This is a genomic window from Mesorhizobium muleiense, from assembly GCF_900099905.1.
GTDB lineage: Bacteria > Pseudomonadota > Alphaproteobacteria > Rhizobiales > Rhizobiaceae > Mesorhizobium > Mesorhizobium muleiense.
The window spans coordinates 658,306-675,643 of the sequence record NZ_FNEE01000001.1 but is presented as its reverse complement, the minus strand read 5'-3'; the positions used below and the strand labels follow the sequence as shown (position 1 = coordinate 675,643).

18 protein-coding genes are annotated in these 17,338 nt (G+C 63.5%); 7 read left to right on the top strand and 11 right to left on the bottom strand.

The genetic code is table 11. The features are described from left to right. Positions 1-19: 19 nt before the first annotated feature. Together BLT09_RS03150 and BLT09_RS03145 are read right to left on the bottom strand one after the other, a co-directional pair. Positions 20-469, bottom strand: coding sequence for a DNA polymerase III subunit chi (locus BLT09_RS03150; RefSeq protein ID WP_091590560.1), 450 nt, complete (start codon positions 467-469; stop codon positions 20-22). 19 nt (positions 470-488) lie between these two features. Then, the gene (locus tag BLT09_RS03145) at positions 489-2,000 is read right to left on the bottom strand and encodes a leucyl aminopeptidase (protein WP_027152660.1); all 1,512 of its coding nucleotides are present in this window, start codon (positions 1,998-2,000) and stop codon (positions 489-491) included. Between the two features lie 61 nt (positions 2,001-2,061). On the opposite strand from BLT09_RS03145, the gene BLT09_RS03140 reads away from it, so the two are divergent. The 7 genes from BLT09_RS03140 (at position 2,062) to rsmA (ending at position 10,173) form a co-directional block, all read left to right on the top strand. Then, a complete protein-coding gene (locus BLT09_RS03140; protein ID WP_139172483.1) occupies positions 2,062-2,433 on the top strand; it encodes a hypothetical protein in 372 nt (123 codons plus the stop codon). Continuing rightward, positions 2,430-3,632 carry an LPS export ABC transporter permease LptF gene (lptF, locus tag BLT09_RS03135; protein ID WP_091590558.1) on the top strand — a complete coding sequence of 401 codons (1,203 nt, stop codon included), beginning with the start codon at positions 2,430-2,432 and terminating at the stop codon, positions 3,630-3,632. The genes BLT09_RS03140 and lptF overlap by 4 nt, the downstream gene beginning before the upstream one ends. Positions 3,633-3,648: 16 nt before the next feature. After that, positions 3,649-4,731 carry an LPS export ABC transporter permease LptG gene (gene lptG / locus BLT09_RS03130; RefSeq protein WP_091590555.1) on the top strand — a complete coding sequence of 361 codons (1,083 nt, stop codon included), beginning with the start codon at positions 3,649-3,651 and terminating at the stop codon, positions 4,729-4,731. A 128-nt stretch (positions 4,732-4,859) separates the two neighbouring features. Then, positions 4,860-7,148: an LPS-assembly protein LptD gene (locus BLT09_RS03125; protein WP_268931370.1), complete on the top strand. Its 2,289-nt coding sequence runs from the start codon at positions 4,860-4,862 to the stop codon at positions 7,146-7,148. A 205-nt stretch (positions 7,149-7,353) separates the two neighbouring features. After that, positions 7,354-8,286, top strand: coding sequence for a peptidylprolyl isomerase (locus BLT09_RS03120; protein WP_167366308.1), 933 nt, complete (start codon positions 7,354-7,356; stop codon positions 8,284-8,286). Then, positions 8,283-9,311: a 4-hydroxythreonine-4-phosphate dehydrogenase PdxA gene (gene pdxA / locus BLT09_RS03115; protein WP_091590552.1), complete on the top strand. Its 1,029-nt coding sequence runs from the start codon at positions 8,283-8,285 to the stop codon at positions 9,309-9,311. Before BLT09_RS03120 ends, pdxA begins: the two co-directional genes overlap by 4 nt. Before the next feature lie 22 nt (positions 9,312-9,333). Next, on the top strand, positions 9,334-10,173 hold the full coding sequence (gene rsmA / locus BLT09_RS03110; RefSeq protein WP_091590550.1) for a 16S rRNA (adenine(1518)-N(6)/adenine(1519)-N(6))-dimethyltransferase RsmA: 840 nt from the start codon (positions 9,334-9,336) through the stop codon (positions 10,171-10,173). A 12-nt stretch (positions 10,174-10,185) separates the two neighbouring features. On the opposite strand, the gene gmk is transcribed toward rsmA, so the two are convergent. From gmk to fabD, 9 genes are all read right to left on the bottom strand, one after another. Further along, positions 10,186-10,842, bottom strand: coding sequence for a guanylate kinase (gene gmk / locus BLT09_RS03105; RefSeq protein WP_023800702.1), 657 nt, complete (start codon positions 10,840-10,842; stop codon positions 10,186-10,188). A 23-nt stretch (positions 10,843-10,865) separates the two neighbouring features. Further along, positions 10,866-11,756, bottom strand: a complete 891-nt coding sequence (locus tag BLT09_RS03100; RefSeq protein ID WP_091590549.1) for a YicC/YloC family endoribonuclease — start codon at positions 11,754-11,756, stop codon at positions 10,866-10,868. 179 nt (positions 11,757-11,935) lie between these two features. Then, positions 11,936-13,174, bottom strand: coding sequence for an endolytic transglycosylase MltG (gene mltG, locus BLT09_RS03095; RefSeq protein WP_091590547.1), 1,239 nt, complete (start codon positions 13,172-13,174; stop codon positions 11,936-11,938). Between the two features lie 102 nt (positions 13,175-13,276). Continuing rightward, positions 13,277-14,539 carry a beta-ketoacyl-ACP synthase II gene (fabF, locus tag BLT09_RS03090; protein WP_091590545.1) on the bottom strand — a complete coding sequence of 421 codons (1,263 nt, stop codon included), beginning with the start codon at positions 14,537-14,539 and terminating at the stop codon, positions 13,277-13,279. Between the two features lie 34 nt (positions 14,540-14,573). Next, complete coding sequence (locus BLT09_RS03085) at positions 14,574-14,810, bottom strand: acyl carrier protein (protein WP_006203723.1); 237 nt, start codon at positions 14,808-14,810, stop codon at positions 14,574-14,576. 189 nt (positions 14,811-14,999) lie between these two features. Beyond that, positions 15,000-15,737 carry a 3-oxoacyl-[acyl-carrier-protein] reductase gene (gene fabG / locus BLT09_RS03080; protein ID WP_091590543.1) on the bottom strand — a complete coding sequence of 246 codons (738 nt, stop codon included), beginning with the start codon at positions 15,735-15,737 and terminating at the stop codon, positions 15,000-15,002. 42 nt (positions 15,738-15,779) lie between these two features. Beyond that, a complete protein-coding gene (locus BLT09_RS03075) occupies positions 15,780-16,046 on the bottom strand; it encodes a type II toxin-antitoxin system RelE family toxin (RefSeq protein ID WP_091590541.1) in 267 nt (88 codons plus the stop codon). Next, positions 16,030-16,251, bottom strand: a complete 222-nt coding sequence (gene relB, locus BLT09_RS03070; protein WP_091590868.1) for a type II toxin-antitoxin system RelB family antitoxin — start codon at positions 16,249-16,251, stop codon at positions 16,030-16,032. Before relB ends, BLT09_RS03075 begins: the two co-directional genes overlap by 17 nt. A gap of 83 nt (positions 16,252-16,334) precedes the next feature. After that, complete coding sequence (gene fabD, locus BLT09_RS03065; RefSeq protein ID WP_091590540.1) at positions 16,335-17,276, bottom strand: ACP S-malonyltransferase; 942 nt, start codon at positions 17,274-17,276, stop codon at positions 16,335-16,337. Positions 17,277-17,338: the final 62 nt, after the last annotated feature.

Genomic DNA, 17,338 nt, shown 5'->3' with positions numbered 1-17,338 from the left:
GCCCAGGCGGCAGGCGTTACTACGCCTTGCGTTCCCAGCGCCGGTCTGAGGTCTGCTGCCAGTAGGTGACTGCGTGGCCGGCTTCCTTCATCGTCTTCCAGTGCGTGCGCGCCGCCTCGAGCTGGGCCGCATCGTGGCCGTCGAACAGGAACACGGCGCGCTCGTAACCGGCAAGCTTCGGCGGCACCGCGCCGTCAACCAGGAAGCGTATCTGCGCCTCGTTCGGATTGTCATGGCTGGTTGTCAAAAGGATCGGCTGCTCGGCCAGATAGGATTCGCGGTCCGTCGCATGCGCCAGGAAGGAATCGTCCCTGAAGGTCCAAAGATGCTGGTCCAGCGCGTCGCGCCGTTCTTCGGAGCCGGTCTGTACCACGGCGCGCCAACCGCGATCGACACTGCGCTCGAGCAGGCCGGGCAACGCATCCTCCAGAGTCGATTCGGTCAGGTGGTAGAACAGGACGTCGGCCATGATCGCGCCTTGAAAGGCCTCACTCCTCGTAGTTGTCGCGAACCAGCCGGTCGAGCAGCCTGACGCCGAAGCCGGAGGCCCATGACTGGTTGATCTCGCTGGACGGCGCGCCCATCGCGGTGCCGGCGATGTCGAGATGCGCCCAGGGTGTATCCCTGACGAAGCGCTGCAGGAACTGCGCCGCGATGATGGCACCGCCATAGCGGCCGCCGATGTTCTTCATGTCGGCATTTTTCGAATCGATCAGCTTGTCGTATTCGGTGCCGAGCGGCATCCGCCACACGCGTTCCTGCGTCGCCTGCCCGGCGCTCGTCAGCCTGTTCGCCAATTCGTCATTGTTGGAGAACAGCCCGGCATAGTGCTGGCCGAGCGCGACCATGGTGGCGCCGGTCAGCGTCGCCAGATTGACCATGAATTTCGGCTGGAAGCGATCGCTGCAGTACCACAGCGCATCGGCCAGAACGAGACGGCCTTCGGCGTCGGTGTTGAGCACCTCGATGGTCTGGCCCGACATCGAAGTGACGATGTCGCCGGGGCGCTGCGCATGGCCGTCGACGGCATTTTCCACCAGCCCGATGATGCCGACGACATTGGCCTTGGCCTTGCGCGCGGCCAGCGCGTGCATCAGCCCGGTCACCGCGGCCGCGCCGCCCATGTCGCCCTTCATGTCCTCCATGCCGGAGGCCGTCTTTATCGAATTGCCGCCGGTGTCGAAAGTGACGCCTTTGCCGACGAAAGCAATCGGGCTGTCCTTGGCCTTGCCGCCGTTCCATCGCATGACGGCCAGGCGCGCGCCACGCGGCGAGCCTTGTGCGACGCCGAGCAGCGCGCCCATGCCGAGCTTCTTCATCTCCTTCTCGACCAGGATCTCGACCGCGACGCCGAGCGCCTCCAGTTCGTTGACGCGGGCGGCGAATTCCACCGGCCCCAGTATATTGGCCGGTTCGTTGACCAGATCGCGCGCCAGGAGCACCCCGTCGATCACCGCCACCTCGTCGGCGAAGGCCTTTTTCGCCGCCGCCGGATCGGCGGTGTGGATGGTCACCTTAACCGGCTTTTTGGGCTCGGCCTTGTTGCCGTCGCGCTGGCCGTCGCCATTGTCCTTTTTCGTCTTGTACTTGTCGAAAGCATAGCTGCGCAGAAGAATGCCCGCGGCAAGCTGTGCCGCTTGCCTGCCGCCGACGTCAGCACCCGGCAGATCGAGCATGACCGCCACCTCCGTCGCCTTGCGCAAGGATGCAGCGATGGTGCCGCCAAGCTTGAGCCAGGCATAGTCGTCGAGCGCCGAGACCTTGCCGGCGCCGACCGCCACCAGCCGGTCGAGCGATGTGCCCTCCGGCGCCAGCACTTCGACCAGGCCGGCGAACTTGCCGGAAAAGTCGGCCACCGGAAACGCCCGCTCCAGGGTCTTTGCCGGATCGCAAGCCTTTGCCGCGTCGCCGAGACCGCCATCGTTGGCCGCCAGCATGAAGACGCTGCCTTTTTTGGGCACTGCGAACCTGGCAAAGGCGATCGAAGGTCTCGAAGTCATCATGTCCTGCTTTCGGGAAAGGCGTTGGGTTTTCGGGGGAGTGCCTTGACGAACCAGATATTTGGCTGTTTCCGACCGGAAGCACCACCCCCATTTTTCTGTCGCAGCCGCGGCGGCCATGTCAGTGACCGGCGCGACATTTGGTCGTTTTCCGGCATTTGGCAAGACTTTGCCGGAATCCGATCCCATATGGCAGATGGAATCGATGGCGATTCGTCGCGGCACGGCCCCGCTTTACTGCCGCAACCTGTTGTTAACCATTGATGTTCGCCCTTTCTTATCCAATGCCGCCGACACTCCGGCCACCGGAAACAACGATGTGGGACGGGAACCAGATCGAACCGCCAACGGACCGGTTGTGCAGGCGTCGCCGGGCGGCTACCTTGTCTGGAGGCATGATGCCGTTCGGCAAAATCGAGAAAAGCCTTCATGAAGGTCGTTGAACGCTACATCATGCGTCGTGCGTTGGCGGTCTTCCTCGCAGCGCTCATCTGGACGCTGGCGATCGTGTGGACGACGCAGGTGCTCGCCCGCATCGATCTCGTGACCGACAGCGGGCAGTCGGCGCTGACCTTCTTCGAGGTCGCTGCGCTGATCATTCCGTCGATCGTCCCGATCGTCGTGCCCTTCGCTCTGGTGGTCGCGGTCGCGCAGACACTGAGCGCGATGAATTCCGATTCTGAGCTTGCCGTCTTGAACGCCGCAGGCGCTTCGCGCTGGACCATCGTCAGGCCGATCATGCTCCTGGCACTGGCGGCCAGTGTTTTTTCGTTCGCCGTCGACAACGGCGTCGACCCCTATGCACGACAGAAAAACCGCGAGCTGGTGGCGTCGTCGCGCGCCGATCTTCTGTCGCTCGTCATCCAGGAAGGCACCTTCCACAAGATCGACGACGGCCTGTTCCTGCAGATCGGCCAGCGGCTTCCGGACAACCGCCTTGGCGGCATTTTTGTCGCCGATTCACGCGAAGAAGGCGTCAACCTCATCTACTACGCCAAGAGCGGCGCCATCATCGAAAGCGGCGACGAGCGGGTGCTGATGATGAACGACGGCGTCATCCATCGCAAAACGCTGGCCGGCGATCTTTCGGTCATCCGGTTCACCTCCTATGCCTTCGACCTGTCGGCCTTCATGTCGGCCTCATCGGAGGTATTGCTGTTGCCGAAGGACCGGACGACACAGTACCTGCTCAATCCCAGTCCGAACGACAAGATGTTCCAGAAAAGGCCGAACAAGTACCTGGCCGAGGTCCACCAGCGTTTCTCCGAATGGTCCTATTCACTCGTTTTCGCGCTGATCGCGCTTGCGGTCGCGGGAGACGCGCGTTCCCATCGCGAGGCGCGCATTCATCCGCTGATCACGTCTATCGCAATTGCCCTTTTCGTGCGCTGGCTCGGTTTCTTTGCCGCTGGGAAGGCCGACAACATTCCGCAATACGCCTATATGGTCTACGGCGTTCCTATTGTGGCGTCCGCAGTCGCGACATGGTTCATCGTCTCCAACCGGACCATGGAATTGCCGGTCGCCTGGGCCGACTGGATGACGAATTTCGCCGGCCGCTTCGGTGACGGCTGGAGCGCCCTGAAGCTCCGCTTCGCCAGGCGCGGCGCTTCTGGCCAAGAGGCCGGCTGATGGGCTGGACACGCTAATGGGCTGGACTCTGGGCAGATACTTCTTCTTCCGCTACGTGACGATCACCATCTGGTTCTTCATCGGCCTCCTGGCGCTTGTGTTCCTGATCGACTTCACCGAGCTTTCCGGCCGCACGACCGGCTTGCCGGGTTTTACCTACGGCACGGCGTTTGCCATCTCAGGGTTGCGAATGCCGATGATCATGCTGCAGACGGTGCCGTTCGTCGGCCTGTTCTCGGCGATGGCGACGCTGGTCTCGCTTAATCGCAGGTATGAACTGGTCATCGCGCGTTCCGCCGGCGTATCCGCATGGCAATTCCTGCTGCCGTGCTGCATCGGGGCGCTGCTGTTCGGAGTGTTGTCGGTCGGCGTCATCAATCCGATCGCCGCCTATGCGTTTTCCTGGTCCGAAAAAATCGAAACCCAGCTCCGCTCCGGCAAGTCGAACACCGTCTCGGCTGACGCCGAGCCCTGGATCCGGCAGAAAACCAGTTCCGGCGATATCATCATCGGCGCGCGCGCCATCCTCAATCAGGGCCTGGAGATGGCCGACGCCGCCTTCTTCGTCCTCGACCCGCAAGGCGACATCGTCGAACGCAAGGACGCGGCGCACGCCTATTTGCGGGATGGTTACTGGGAACTGCAGGACGTCAAGGTGTTCCGGGACGGCAACATCCAATCGGTGGCAACCGACCGCATACCGACCGATCTCAAGCCCGAGTTCGTGCAAGAGCGGCTGGCGCGCCCGGAAACCATCCCTTTCTACGATCTGCCCGGCAAGATCGAGGTTGCCCGCTCCTTCGGCCTCAAGGCAAATGCCTTTGCCATGCAATTTGATTCACTGGTAGCGCTGCCGTTCCTTCTCGTCGCCATGACTTTGATCGCCGCAACGGTGTCGATGCGATTTGCGAGGATGGGACAATCCGCGACGATGATTCTGGGTGGCGTCCTGGCCGGGTTTCTGCTTTATGTCGTGACAGTGCTGGTCAAGGCATTCGGCGTGGCGGGATTCGTACCCACAGTCGTCGCTGCATGGGTTCCGGTTGTCGTGGCTATGTTCTTCGGGGTGACTTTCTTGCTGTACAAGGAAGACGGCTAGTGAGGGGGGCGGTTTTGCGCATCCATAGGCAGGCCGATTCGGCGCGCCTCTATGGGGCGAGCGCCTTGGCGTGCCTGCTCGCTTGCGTCGTTCCGAGTATCCCGGCTTTTGCCCAGGATATCAGCGGCATGGCAGCCGACGTTCCCACCGGTTCGCAAATGCTGCTGGCGGCAGATACGCTGGTCTATGACAATGACAACCAGACCGTAACGGCCGTCGGCGGCGTGCAGATCGATTATGGCGGCAACCGCCTCGTCGCCCAGCGGGTGGAATACAATCGCAACACCAAGCGGCTCGTCGCCAGCGGCAATGTCGAGGTCATCAACAGCGACGGCACCAAGATCTATTCGCAGCATGTCGACATCACCGACGATTTCGCCGACGGCTTCGTCAACGCGCTGCGTGTCGAAACCGTCGACAAGACCTATTTCGCCGCCGAAAGCGCGGAACGCATGGGCGGCGTGCTGACGACGTTCCACAACGGCGTCTACACGGCCTGCGAGCCGTGCGAGGACAAGCCGGACAAAGCGCCGACCTGGCGCATCAAGGCCAGAAAGATCATCTGGAACGGCGAAAAGAAGACGGTTCGCTTCGAGAATTCGAATTTCGAGTTCTTCGGCTTTCCGCTCGCCTATCTGCCGGCCTTCGAGATTGCCGACCCGACCGTCAAGCGCAAGAGCGGCTTCCTGATCCCCAGCATCGCTTACAAGAGCGACCTCGGCCTCGGCGTCAAAGTCCCCTATTATTTCGCGCTCTCACCAACCTACGACCTCACCGTCACCGGCAGCGGCTATACCAAGCAGGGCTTTCTCGGCGAAGCCGAGTGGCGCCAGCGCTTCAACAACGGCCAGTACAGTCTGAAGATCGCCGGCATCCGGCAAGAGGATCCCGACGAGTTTATCGACGACGACGGGCGCAATGTCGATTCGGGTGCGGCCGGCGACCCGAACGAGTTCCGCGGCATGATGGGCACCAAGGGCCAGTTCGCTATCAATCCGCGCTGGGACTTCGGCTGGGATGTCCTGCTGCAGACCGACAAGAACTTCTCACGCACCTACGCCATCGAAGACTTCGGCGACAGCGTGCATCGCTCCTCGATCTACCTGACCGGCCTCAACGGCCGCAACTATTTCGACGTGCGCGCCATGCGCTTTGTGGTCCAGGAAGAGGCACTCCCTGACGATCCGACCGCGCGCGCCGGCAAACAGCCCTGGGTGCTGCCCTCGCTCGACTACGCCTACATCCCCGACATGGCGGTGGGCGGCGGGCAGCTGTCGCTCAATGTCAACGCGCAGGCTATCAGCCGCGACAGGCTGGATAGGGCCCTTGCCGATCCGAACAACGCTGCGTCCGTCACCAGTGTACGCGGCATCGAGGGCCAGTCGGGCCGTCTCACTGCCGAAGCGGAATGGAAGCGCACCTTCACCACCGATGGCGGGCTGCTGCTGACGCCCCTTTTGGCGCTGCGCGGCGATGCCGGCTATGTCAACGCCTCTTCGGGATCGCTCAATGCCATCAATCAGATGGCGTCTAACCTCGGCGTCGACGACGATACGCGATCGTCGCTCGCCCGCTTCATGGCAACCGCCGGGCTGGAAATGCGCTGGCCGGTGCTGTTCTCGTCGACCAGTTCCAGTCACATCTTCGAGCCGATGGCGCAGGTGTTCGTGCGTCCGAACGAGCAATATGTCGGCGGCCTCGCTGTTCCCAACGAGGACGCGCAGAGCTTCGTCTTTGATGCCACGACATTGTTCGAGCGCGACAAGTTCTCCGGTTACGACCGCTTGGAAGGCGGCACGCGCGCCAATGTCGGGCTGCGCTATTCCGGCGCCTATGACAATGGCTGGAGCACCAACGCGCTGTTCGGCCAATCCTACCAGCTTGACGGCCAGAACTCCTTCGACGCGCCGGACCTGGTCAACGTCGGCGAAGATTCGGGCCTGGAGACCGCGAGTTCCGATTATGTCGGCCTTGTCGGCTTCAACAGCCCCGGCGGGCTTTCCGGCTCGGTCAGCGGCCGCTTCGACGAGCAGAGCTTCGAGATTCGCCGCGCCGAGGTGAAGGCAGCCTATTCCGGCCTGCCGATTTCGTTCAGTGCCAAATACGCCTTCATCCAGGCTCAGCCGCTCTATGGTTTTACGACCGATCGTCACGAGGTCACGCTCGGCGCCTCGGCGCAACTTGCCGAGAACTGGCGTGTCTTCGGCACCGGCACCTACGATCTCGAGCAAAGCGTCCTGGTCAAGGACGGGGTCGGCTTTGCCTATAGTGATGATTGCTTCACCTACTTGATGACGTTCTCGGAATCCCGCGACCTGAGCACCAAGGAAGTGTCGCAGAATATCGGTTTCAACCTGTCGTTTCGCACGCTCGGCGATTTCGGCTCGACGCAAAGCTCCTTCAACACTGTCCAGTAGCAGACCACTGGCCAATAACGGACAGGCGGAACGGGCGGCCGGCCAACGCACCAGCCCGAAAAATTCAAAGTGTCTTGAGCATACGTCGTGCGTCAAAGTGGACGCACATCGCAGCTAACGACATCGTTTCGCCGCATAGGGCAGGCACGGGTTCCAGTTCCCTCAAAATGCGATAAAATTGGGCCGCAACCGAGATAGGATTGGGATGCTTTCGATGAGGAAATACCTCTTTTCGGCAGGGTTCGCGCTGCTGGTGGCGGCGACCTCAGCCTCGATCACCATGATGACGCCGCCGGCTTTCGCCAGCCAGATCAAATACGTCGTCAACAACGTACCGATCACCACTGGCGACATCCAGCATCGGGCTGCCTTCCTGCGCCTGCAGCGCAAGAAGGGCAATGCCGCCGAGGAAATGATCGAGCAGACGCTGCGCGTCGCCGAAGCCAAGCGTCTCGGCATCCGCATCACCGACGCCCAGGTCGAGGCTGCCTATCAGCGCTTTGCCACGACCAACAAGATGCAACTCAAGCAACTCGATGGCGTCATGGCGCAGTCCGGCGTCGGCAAGGAGCATTTCAAGGAGTTCATCCGCTCCCAGATGGCCTGGAACCAGGCGCTGACCGCGCGCCATCGCTCGGAGAGCGGCGGCTCCGTGAGCGAGCAGGACGCAGTCAGGCGCATGCTCGACAAGGGCGGCAACAAGCCGACCGCCATGGAGTACATGCTGCAGCAGGTCATTTTCGTCGTGCCGGCGGCCGAGCGCAGCGCGACGCTGTCCAAGCGCAAGCGCGAGGCCGACGCCATGCGCGCCCGCTTCAACGGCTGCAACACCTCGCGCGAATTCGCCAAGGGCCTGATCGACGTCACCGTTCGCGATCTCGGCCGGATACTGGCGCCGCAATTGCCGCCGGACTGGGCCGACCAGATCAAGGCCACCAAGGTCGGCGGCGCCACCCCCACGCGCGAAACAGACCGTGGCGTCGAGTTCATCGGCATCTGCTCGTCGCGCGAAGTGTCCGACGACAAGGCCGCCCAGATGGTGTTCCAGAGCGAAGGCTCGAGTGGCAAGGACGCCGATGCGCTCTCCACGAAATATGTCGAGGAGTTGCGGAAGAAAGCCCGCATCGTCGAGCGCTGAAGCCGCCAGAGGCAGCGCTGGCGCTGAGCGCCGGTGATCCATCCGGCGTTGGGCCGGAAATCGCCATTGCCGCCTGGCAGGCGCGCGACAGCGCAGGTGTGCCGCCCTTCTACCTTATAGCCGATCCGGCGCTGATTGCCGCACGGGCGCGCCTGCTCGGCGCCGATGTGCCAATCACGGAGACAGTGCCAGCCGAAGCGGAGCGCGTCTTTGAGCGCGCCCTGCCCGTCATGCCGCTTGCCGCCCGCTTCGTCGACGACCCCGGCCGGCCGGACCCGGCCAACGCCGCCGGCATCATCGAGGCCATCGACCGCGCTGTTGACGACTGCCTTGGCGGAAGCGCGGCGGCGGTCGTTACGTGCCCGATCGCCAAGAAGCCGCTCTACGATGCCGGCTTCCGTTTTCCCGGTCACACCGAGTATCTGGCGCATCTGGCGACGCTCCACACCGGCGCACAAGCGATGCCGGTGATGATGCTTGCCGGTCCCGAGTTGCGCACGGTTCCGGTCACCATCCACATTGCGCTGCGCGAGGTGCCGGAAGCGCTGACGACGGATTTGATCGTCGCGACCCCCCGCATCACCGCCGCCGACCTCGAATATCGCTTCGGCATTGCCAAGCCGCGGCTTGCCGTTGCCGGCCTCAATCCGCATGCCGGTGAAGGCGGCGCGATGGGCGCCGAGGACGAGCGCATCATCCGCCCGGCGATCGAAAGGCTGAGGGCGGAGGGCATCGACGCTTTCGGGCCGCTGCCGGCCGACACGCTGTTCCACGCCCGCGCCCGAGCCGGCTACGATGTGGCGCTGTGCATGTATCACGATCAGGCGCTGATCCCGGCCAAGGCGCTGGCGTTCGATGAGGCGGTCAACATCACGCTCGGCCTACCCTTCATCCGCACTTCACCGGATCACGGCACCGCTTTCGATATCGCCGGCAAGGGCATAGCCCGGGCCGACAGCCTGATCGCGGCGCTCAGGCTCGCCCGCAGGCTTGCCGACATCGGGGCGAAGGCTGCCGCCGCATGAGGCTTTGCATGAGAGCGGTCGCATGAGCATCGACGGGCTGCCGCCGTTACGCGCGGTGATCGAACGCCATGGGTTGCAGGCAAAAAAGGCGCTCGGCCAGAATTTCCTGCTCGACCTCAACCTTACCGGCAAGGTCGCGCGTGCCGCCGGCGACCTGACCGTCGCCACGGTAATCGAGGTCGGTCCGGGTCCAGGTGGCCTGACCCGGGCGCTGCTTTCCCACGGCGCGGCTCGGGTCATCGCCATCGAGCGCGACGAGCGCTGCCTGGCAGCGCTCGCGGAGGTGTCAGATCACTATCCGGGCCGTTTGGAAATCATTGCCGGCGACGCGTTGAAGACGGATTTTGCAGCGCTTGCCGAGGGCGCACATGGAGGCAATGGATCTGTGAGGATCGTCGCCAACCTGCCCTACAATATCGGCACCGAACTTTTGATACGCTGGCTGACCGTCGCCGAGTGGCCGCCCTTTTACGCATCGATGACGCTTATGTTCCAGCGCGAGGTGGCCGAGCGCATCGTCGCCCGCCCCGGCAGCGATGCCTATGGCCGGCTGGGCGTGCTGGCAGGCTGGCGGACGGAGGCAAAAATCGCTTTCGACGTGCCGCCGCAAGCCTTCACGCCGCCGCCCAAGGTGGTGTCGTCGGTGGTGCATCTGGTGCCGCGGGCAAATCCGCTGCCCGCCGAAGTCAAGAAGCTCGGCCGCGTTACCGAAGCGGCCTTCGGCCAGCGCCGCAAAATGCTGCGGCAGAGCGTCAAGAGCCTCGGCGGCGAAGCCCTGCTCACCCGCGCCGGCATCGATCCGACGCGGCGGGCGGAAACCTTGAGCGTCGAGGAATTCGTGCGACTGACCAACGCGGTGTGATTGCGCCGGCCCCTAGTCCGTCTTCTCGTCGAGCAGCCCCGAGACGAAATCGAACAGCCCGGGCCGGCGGTCGCGTCTGAGCCGCTCGGCGATGACTATGCCGCGTACCTCGGCGAAGGCACGGTCGAGATCGTCGTTGATGATGACGAAATCATATTCTTTCCAGTGCTCGATCTCGTTGCGAGCGTTCTTCAGACGCGTCTCGATCACCGATTCCTGGTCCTCGGCGCGGCGCTTCAGCCGCGCCTTCAACTCTTTCATCGAGGGCGGCAGGATGAAGATCGAGACGATGTCGGCGCGCATCTTCTCCTTGAGCTGCTGGGCGCCCTGCCAGTCGATGTCGAACAACATGTCGCGGCCCTGTGCCAGCGCCAGTTCGGCCGGCTCACGCGGCGTGGCATAGCAATTGCCATGCACTTCGGCCCATTCAAGCAGTTCGTCCGAATCGCGCAGCCGCTCGAACTCACGCATGGTGCGGAAATGATAGTGGACGCCTTCGATCTCGCTGCCGCGGCGCGGCCGCGTGGTGACGGAGACCGACAGTTCGAGACTGGAATCGCTCTCCAGAAGATTGCGCGCGATCGTCGACTTGCCGGCGCCGGACGGCGACGACAGCACAAGCATCAAACCCCGCCGGCGAATGCGGGAACCCAAATCCCTGGCAACCATAGGCTCCTTGGCGACCATCAGGGTTACTCCAGATTCTGGACCTGTTCACGAAACTGGTCGACGACCGCCTTCAGCTCCAGCCCTATGGCGGTGATCGCAGCGGCGTTCGACTTCGAACACAGCGTATTCGATTCGCGGTTGAATTCCTGCGCCAGAAAATCGAGCTTGCGGCCGATGGCGCCGCCGCCTGCCAGCAGCACCCGGCCGGATGCCACATGTGTCTTCAGCCGGTCGATCTCCTCGCGGATGTCGGCCTTGGTGGCCAGGAACGCCGCTTCCATATGCAACCGGCTGGCGTCGAGATTGGCGGAGGCATCCATCAGCAGCCGCACCTGCTCGGTAATCCGTTCGCGGATCACCGCCGGCTCGCGCGACGGATCGGCCTCGGCGCGCAGTGTCAGCGCTTCGATAGCGTCGATATGACCGGACAGCAGCGAGCGCAGGGCGGTGCCCTCGCCCTGGCGTGCCTGCTCCAGCCCGCCCAGCGCCACTTCGAGCGCCGAGAGTATCGCGCTGTCGAGCGCCACCCGCGCCTCTTCGGTTTCGACGGTTTCGGGGATGTCGAGCACGCCGCGCAGCGAAAGCAGCCCGTCGGCTGTCGCAGGCGCTGCGCCGAACATCTCCTGCAGCCGCTTGGCCAGCCCCGCCAGATCTCTCAGGAAGGCCTCGTTGACCACTGGCTGCGCCTGCTGGCCGGCTGCGCGGCCGACGGTCAGCGTTGCCTGGAAATTGCCGCGCGCAAAGCGCTTCTGCACCGTCTGCCTGACGGCCGGCTCAAGCCGCTCGAGGCCTTGCGGCAGCCGCAGCCTGACCTCGACGCTCTTGCCGTTGACCGACTTGACCTCCCAGGCGATCGACGTGCCGTCATGTTCGGCGACGGCCCGTGCAAAACCGGTCATGCTCTGCAAATTCATGATGCCCTTGCTTCCCCCTGGCGCATGATCCCGGAAGCGGTTCCGGGCCAGATCGTGCGCGGCTTCAAAATCCGGAGCGCCTGTTCGCGTCGAATCGGACGCAGGGCGCTCCTGATGACAAAATCAGCACGTCCCGGCCGTCAGACGAATCGGAGGGACGACTTCACAACCGTCCGGCGCTACTGCGCCGCCGCTCCGGCGTCGCCATCGCCGTCGTCAACCGGCGCGTCGGTCTGACCTTCCACCTTGGCGGCGTCGGCCTTGGCAGCACCGGCCTTGGCGGCTTCATCGGCCAGTTCCTTCTGCAGCGCCCGGTAGCGGGCGACGTTCTCGTTGTGCTCGGCGAGCGTCGCGGCAAAGACGTGACCGCCGGTGCCGTCGGCAACGAAATACAGGTCGTCGGTCTTCGACGGATTGGCGACGGCTTCCAGTGCCGCACGGCCAGGATTGGCGATCGGCGTCGGCGGCAAGCCGTTGATCAGATAAGTGTTGTAGGGCGTCGGCTTCTTGATGTCAGACTGATAAATCGGGCGGTCGGCGGGTTTGCCCTTGCCGCCGAACAGGCCGTAGATAATGGTCGGATCGGACTGCAGCCGCATGCCCTTGGCCAACCGGTTGAGGAAGACGGACGCGACCCGCGAGCGTTCGTCGCCCTTGCCCGTCTCTTTCTCGACGATCGAAGCCAGGGTGACGAAGTCTTCGACACTGGCCAGAGGCAGATCGGGGGCGCGCCGCTGCCAGACTTCCTCGACAAGCTTCTTCTGGTCCGCCAAAAGCTTTTCGACCATCTGCTGGCGTGTCGCGCCGCGGGTGAAACGCAGCGTGTCGGTAGCAAGGCTGCCCTCGGGTGGAATGGTCCCCGGCATATCGCCATCGAGCGCTGCCTGATCGGCGATGCGCTGCAGCGCCTGCTCGACCGTCAGCCCCTCGGGGACGGTCAGCGAATACATCACCGACTTGCCGCTCTTCAGCAACTCCATGATGTCGCGCATCGAGGCCTGCGGCTTGATCTCGTATTCGCCGGCCTTCAGGGCGGAATCATTGCCAAAAGCGCGCACGCCAAGGCGGAAGATGCGCGCATCGCTGATCAGTCCGCGCCGCTCGAGCTGCTCTGCAATCTCCTGGACGCCGGTGTTCGGCTTGACCAGGAAGGTGTCGGCATTGGCCGAAGGGCCGGGCTCGTTGAATTCCTGCTTGCCGAAATACAAGGCAAAGCCAGCCGCCAGAACCATCAGCATCACCAGGGAGATGACGAAGTTCATGAACACCACGAACTGGCTGCGCGAGGCGCGCGAGCGCTTGGGCGGCGGCGTGCCGGCTTCAGGCCGCAATGCCTCGCTGGCCGTTTTCGGCACGATCGGGCCCGACGGTGCGGACCGTTGCCCGAATTGCCCGTTGTCCGCCGAATTTGTGCTCATGGCGCCCTACCGTTTGATCTTGCAACGAATCCCCTTGGGCACAGTAGGGGCGAATATGGCAAAATTGACGGCACGCATAGACCGTGCCGGTCGGCGGACCGGTCAGCCATTGTAGCGCTGGAAGACCAGCGAGGCGTTGGTGCCGCCGAAGCCGAAGGAATTGGACAGCGCCACATCGATTTGGCGGGCGCGCGGCTTGTGCGGCACCAGGTCGATCGCCGTTTCGCGCTCCGGGTTGTCGAGATTGATGGTGGCCGGCGCGATGTTGTCGCGAATGGCGAGGATCGAAAAAATCGCCTCGGCGGCGCCCGCCGCCCCCAGAAGGTGGCCTATCGACGACTTGGTCGACGACATCGATATTTTCGACGCGGCGTTGCCGACCAGCCGCTCGACGGCGCCGAGCTCGATCGTGTCGGCCATGGTCGAGGTGCCGTGCGCATTGATGTAGTCGACGTCTGCGGGCGTCAGCTTGGCCCGGTTCAGCGCCGCCACCATGCAACGAAAGGCGCCGTCACCATCTTCGGCCGGCGCGGTGATGTGATAGGCATCGCCGGTCAAGCCGTAACCGGTGACCTCGGCATAGATCTTGGCGCCGCGCGCCTTGGCGTGTTCCAGTTCCTCCAGAATGACGACGCCGGCGCCCTCGCCCATGACGAAGCCGTCGCGGTCGCGGTCATAGGGACGCGAGGCCGTTTCCGGAGCGTCGTTGCGGTCGGTCGACAGCGCCCGGCAAGCGGCGAAGCCGGCGATCGACAGCCGCGTCACCGGCGCTTCCGTGCCGCCTGCGACCATCACGTCGGCATCGCCCCACATGATCAGCCGGGCGGCATCGCCGATGGCATGCGCACCGGTGGAGCAAGCGGTGACGACGGCGTGGTTGGGGCCTTTCAGCCCATGCCGGATCGAAACCTGGCCGGACACGAGATTGATGATCTGGCCGGGGATGAAGAACGGGCTGATGCGGCGCGGACCGCGCTCCTTCAGGATCATCGCGTTCTCGGCGATGCCTTCGATGCCGCCGATGCCGGAGCCGATCAGCACGCCGGTGGCGCACTGCTCTTCATGCGTCTTCGGCGCCCACCCCGAATCCTTCAGCGCCTCGTCGGCGGCCGCGATCCCGTAGAGGATGAAGTCGCCGATCTTGCGCAGTTCCTTCGGCTCGAGAACGGTCTCGGGATTGAAGGTGGCATTCTCACCATTGCCGCGCGGGATGACGTGGGCGACCTTGCAGGCAAGATCCTCCACCTCGAACTCGGTGATGCGCTTGGCTGCGCTGCGGCCGGTCAGTAGTTCCTTCCAGCCATGCTCAAAGCCTACGCCGAACGGCGAAAGCAGCCCAAGGCCCGTGACGACGACACGCCTCATCGCAGGTCCTCCTCGGTGATGACTGCAAATAGCGTCAGGCCGAAGCCTTGTCGATGTACTTCACCGCATCGCCGACAGTCAGGATGGTTTCGGCCGCATCGTCCGGGATCTCGACGCCGAATTCTTCTTCGAACGCCATGACGAGTTCGACCGTGTCGAGACTGTCCGCGCCCAGATCATCGATGAAGCTCGCCTGCTCCGTCACCTTGTCGGCATCGACGCCAAGGTGCTCGATAACGATCTTCTTGACGCGCTCTGCGGTGTCACTCATTTGGGCATCCTCGTCTTTTGTTTGTCTGTCTTCGTTAGCGGGCAGAATGCCGCTAATCAAGCTGAAAGATGGTCCTGTCGGAAACGCAACGGCACCGGACCGGTTTTTGCCCGAACCGCCGGGTTGCGGGCCGCATTACACGAAAATAGGCCGGGCTCCAAGGTGAAAAGGGGTGTTTTCCCGCAACTGTCAAATCATCGCCATGCCGCCATTGACGTGAATGGTCTGGCCGGTGACATAGGCGGCTTCGTTGGAAGCAAGGTAGGCGACGGCGGAGGCGACTTCGGCGCTGGTGCCCATGCGCCGTGTCGGAATCGCCGCCATGATCGCCTCTTTCTGCTTGTCGTTGAGCTTGTCGGTCATCGCCGATTCGATGAAGCCCGGGGCGACGCAGTTGACGGTGATGTTGCGCGTGGCGATCTCCTGCGCCAGCGACTTGGAAAAGCCGATCATGCCGGCCTTGGAGGCGCAGTAGTTGGTTTGGCCGGGATTGCCGGTGACGCCAACCACAGAGGTGATGTTGATGATGCGGCCATGCCGACGCCGCATCATCGGATGGGTGAGTTCGCGGGTCAGCCGGAACACGGCGTTCAGATTGACCTCGAGCACCGAATCCCAGTCGGCGTCCGCCATACGCACGAACAGCCCGTCCTTGGTGATGCCGGCATTGTTGACGAGAATGTCGACGCCTTCGAGATCGGCCTCGGCCTTCTGGCCGAGCGACTTGACCTCGTCGCGATTGGAAAGGTTCGCCGGGAACAGCTTGACCCGGTCGCCGAGCTCGGCCGCCAGCGTTTCCAGCTTCTCGACGCGGGTGCCGTGCAGGCCGACGACAGCGCCCTGCGCATGCAGCACCCTGGCGATAGCCTCGCCGATGCCTCCCGATGCGCCTGTGACGAGCGCCTTGCGGCCGGTCAATTCAAACATGTCTTTGATCCTCTTCCAAATCGGACAGGCCGGCGAATGTGGCTACCTGTAGACATCACTGCGGTGGCCTATTGTAACCACCAGAATGACGAGCCGCTTGTCCTGCACATCGCAGATAACTCGATAATCCCCAACCCGGTACCTCCAAAAAGTCGCTAACGGTCCCTTCAGCGGCTTGCCGGCTTCACGCGGATTGTCGAGGGCGGCAATACGGTTCTCGATGAAGTCGCGGAGCCGTCGACGTGTCTGCGGATCCAGTTTTTCAATAAATTTGCGCGCCGAGCGGGCATATTCAAGCGTCCAGGCCACGCCAGAAGTCCTCGGCTGTCATGACGTCCTCCTCGCCACTTCTGATCCGCTCCAGCACTTCGGCCGCGAGGTAATAGTCTTCCACGTCCTCAAGACCGCGCTCGATGAGTTCGCGCAGATAATAAGCTTTACTGCGGCCAGTCCTGGCCGCGAGAAAATCCAGACGCTCTTCGATTTCGGGGGCAAGTCGGATTGATGTCGGCATTCCGATCTCCTGTGAATACATGTATTCACATATCCCGACGAGGCTAAGAATTCAAGCGCCCGCATCAGCCGGAAACGCAGGGTTCAATCGAGCGCCGCCAGCGCCGCCTCGACATCGGCCGGCGTGCCGACCGCACCGGTGGCGATGTCGCGGTTGATGCGCCGCGCCAGTCCCGACAGCACCTTGCCGGCACCCACCTCGTACAGCGTCGCAATGCCGTTGGCGCCAAACCATTCCACCGTTTCGCGCCAGCGCACGCGCCCCGTCACCTGTTCGACCAGGCGGTGGGCGATTGCGTCCGGATCGCTGGACGGCGTGACCGACACGTTGGAAACCACGGGTACGAACGGCGCGTTCTTCGTCACGCCGGCCAGCGCCTCGCGCATGACCTCGGCCGCCGGTGCCATCAGCGCCGAATGGAAGGGCGCCGAGACCTGCAGCATCAGCACCCGCTTGGCGCCCTTTTCCGTGCACAGCTTCGCCGCCTGCTCGACCGCCGCCCTGGCGCCGGAGATCACCAGTTGGCCACCGCCATTGTCGTTGGCGATCTGGCAAATCGACTCTTTGGCCGCTTCAGCGCAGGCGGCTTCGACATCGGCCTGTTCCAGCCCGATGATCGCCGCCATGGCGCCCTCGCCGGCCGGCACAGCCGCCTGCATGGCATTGCCGCGGATACGCAAGAGCCGGGCGGCATCGGCGACCGAAACGAAACCGGCGGCGGCAAGTGCCGAATATTCGCCTAGCGAATGGCCGGCGACATAGGCGACCTTGTGCTTCAGCGAGAGGCCGCGCGATTCCAGCGCCCGGATGGCGGCGAGCGACACAGCCATCAGCGCCGGCTGGGCATTGGCGGTCAGCGTCAGCCTCTCTTCCGGCCCTTCCCAGATCAGCTTCGACAGGTTTTCGCCGAGCGCGTCGTCGACCTCTTCGAAGATCTTCCGCGATTCCGGAAAGGCGTCGGCGAGGTCCTTGCCCATGCCGACAGCCTGGCTGCCCTGTCCCGGAAAGGTGAATGCGACGGCCATGCGTGCCTCCCAAGCGGCTGATTTTTCCTGCCTGTGACGCAAGGCGGGCTGACAAGTCAAGT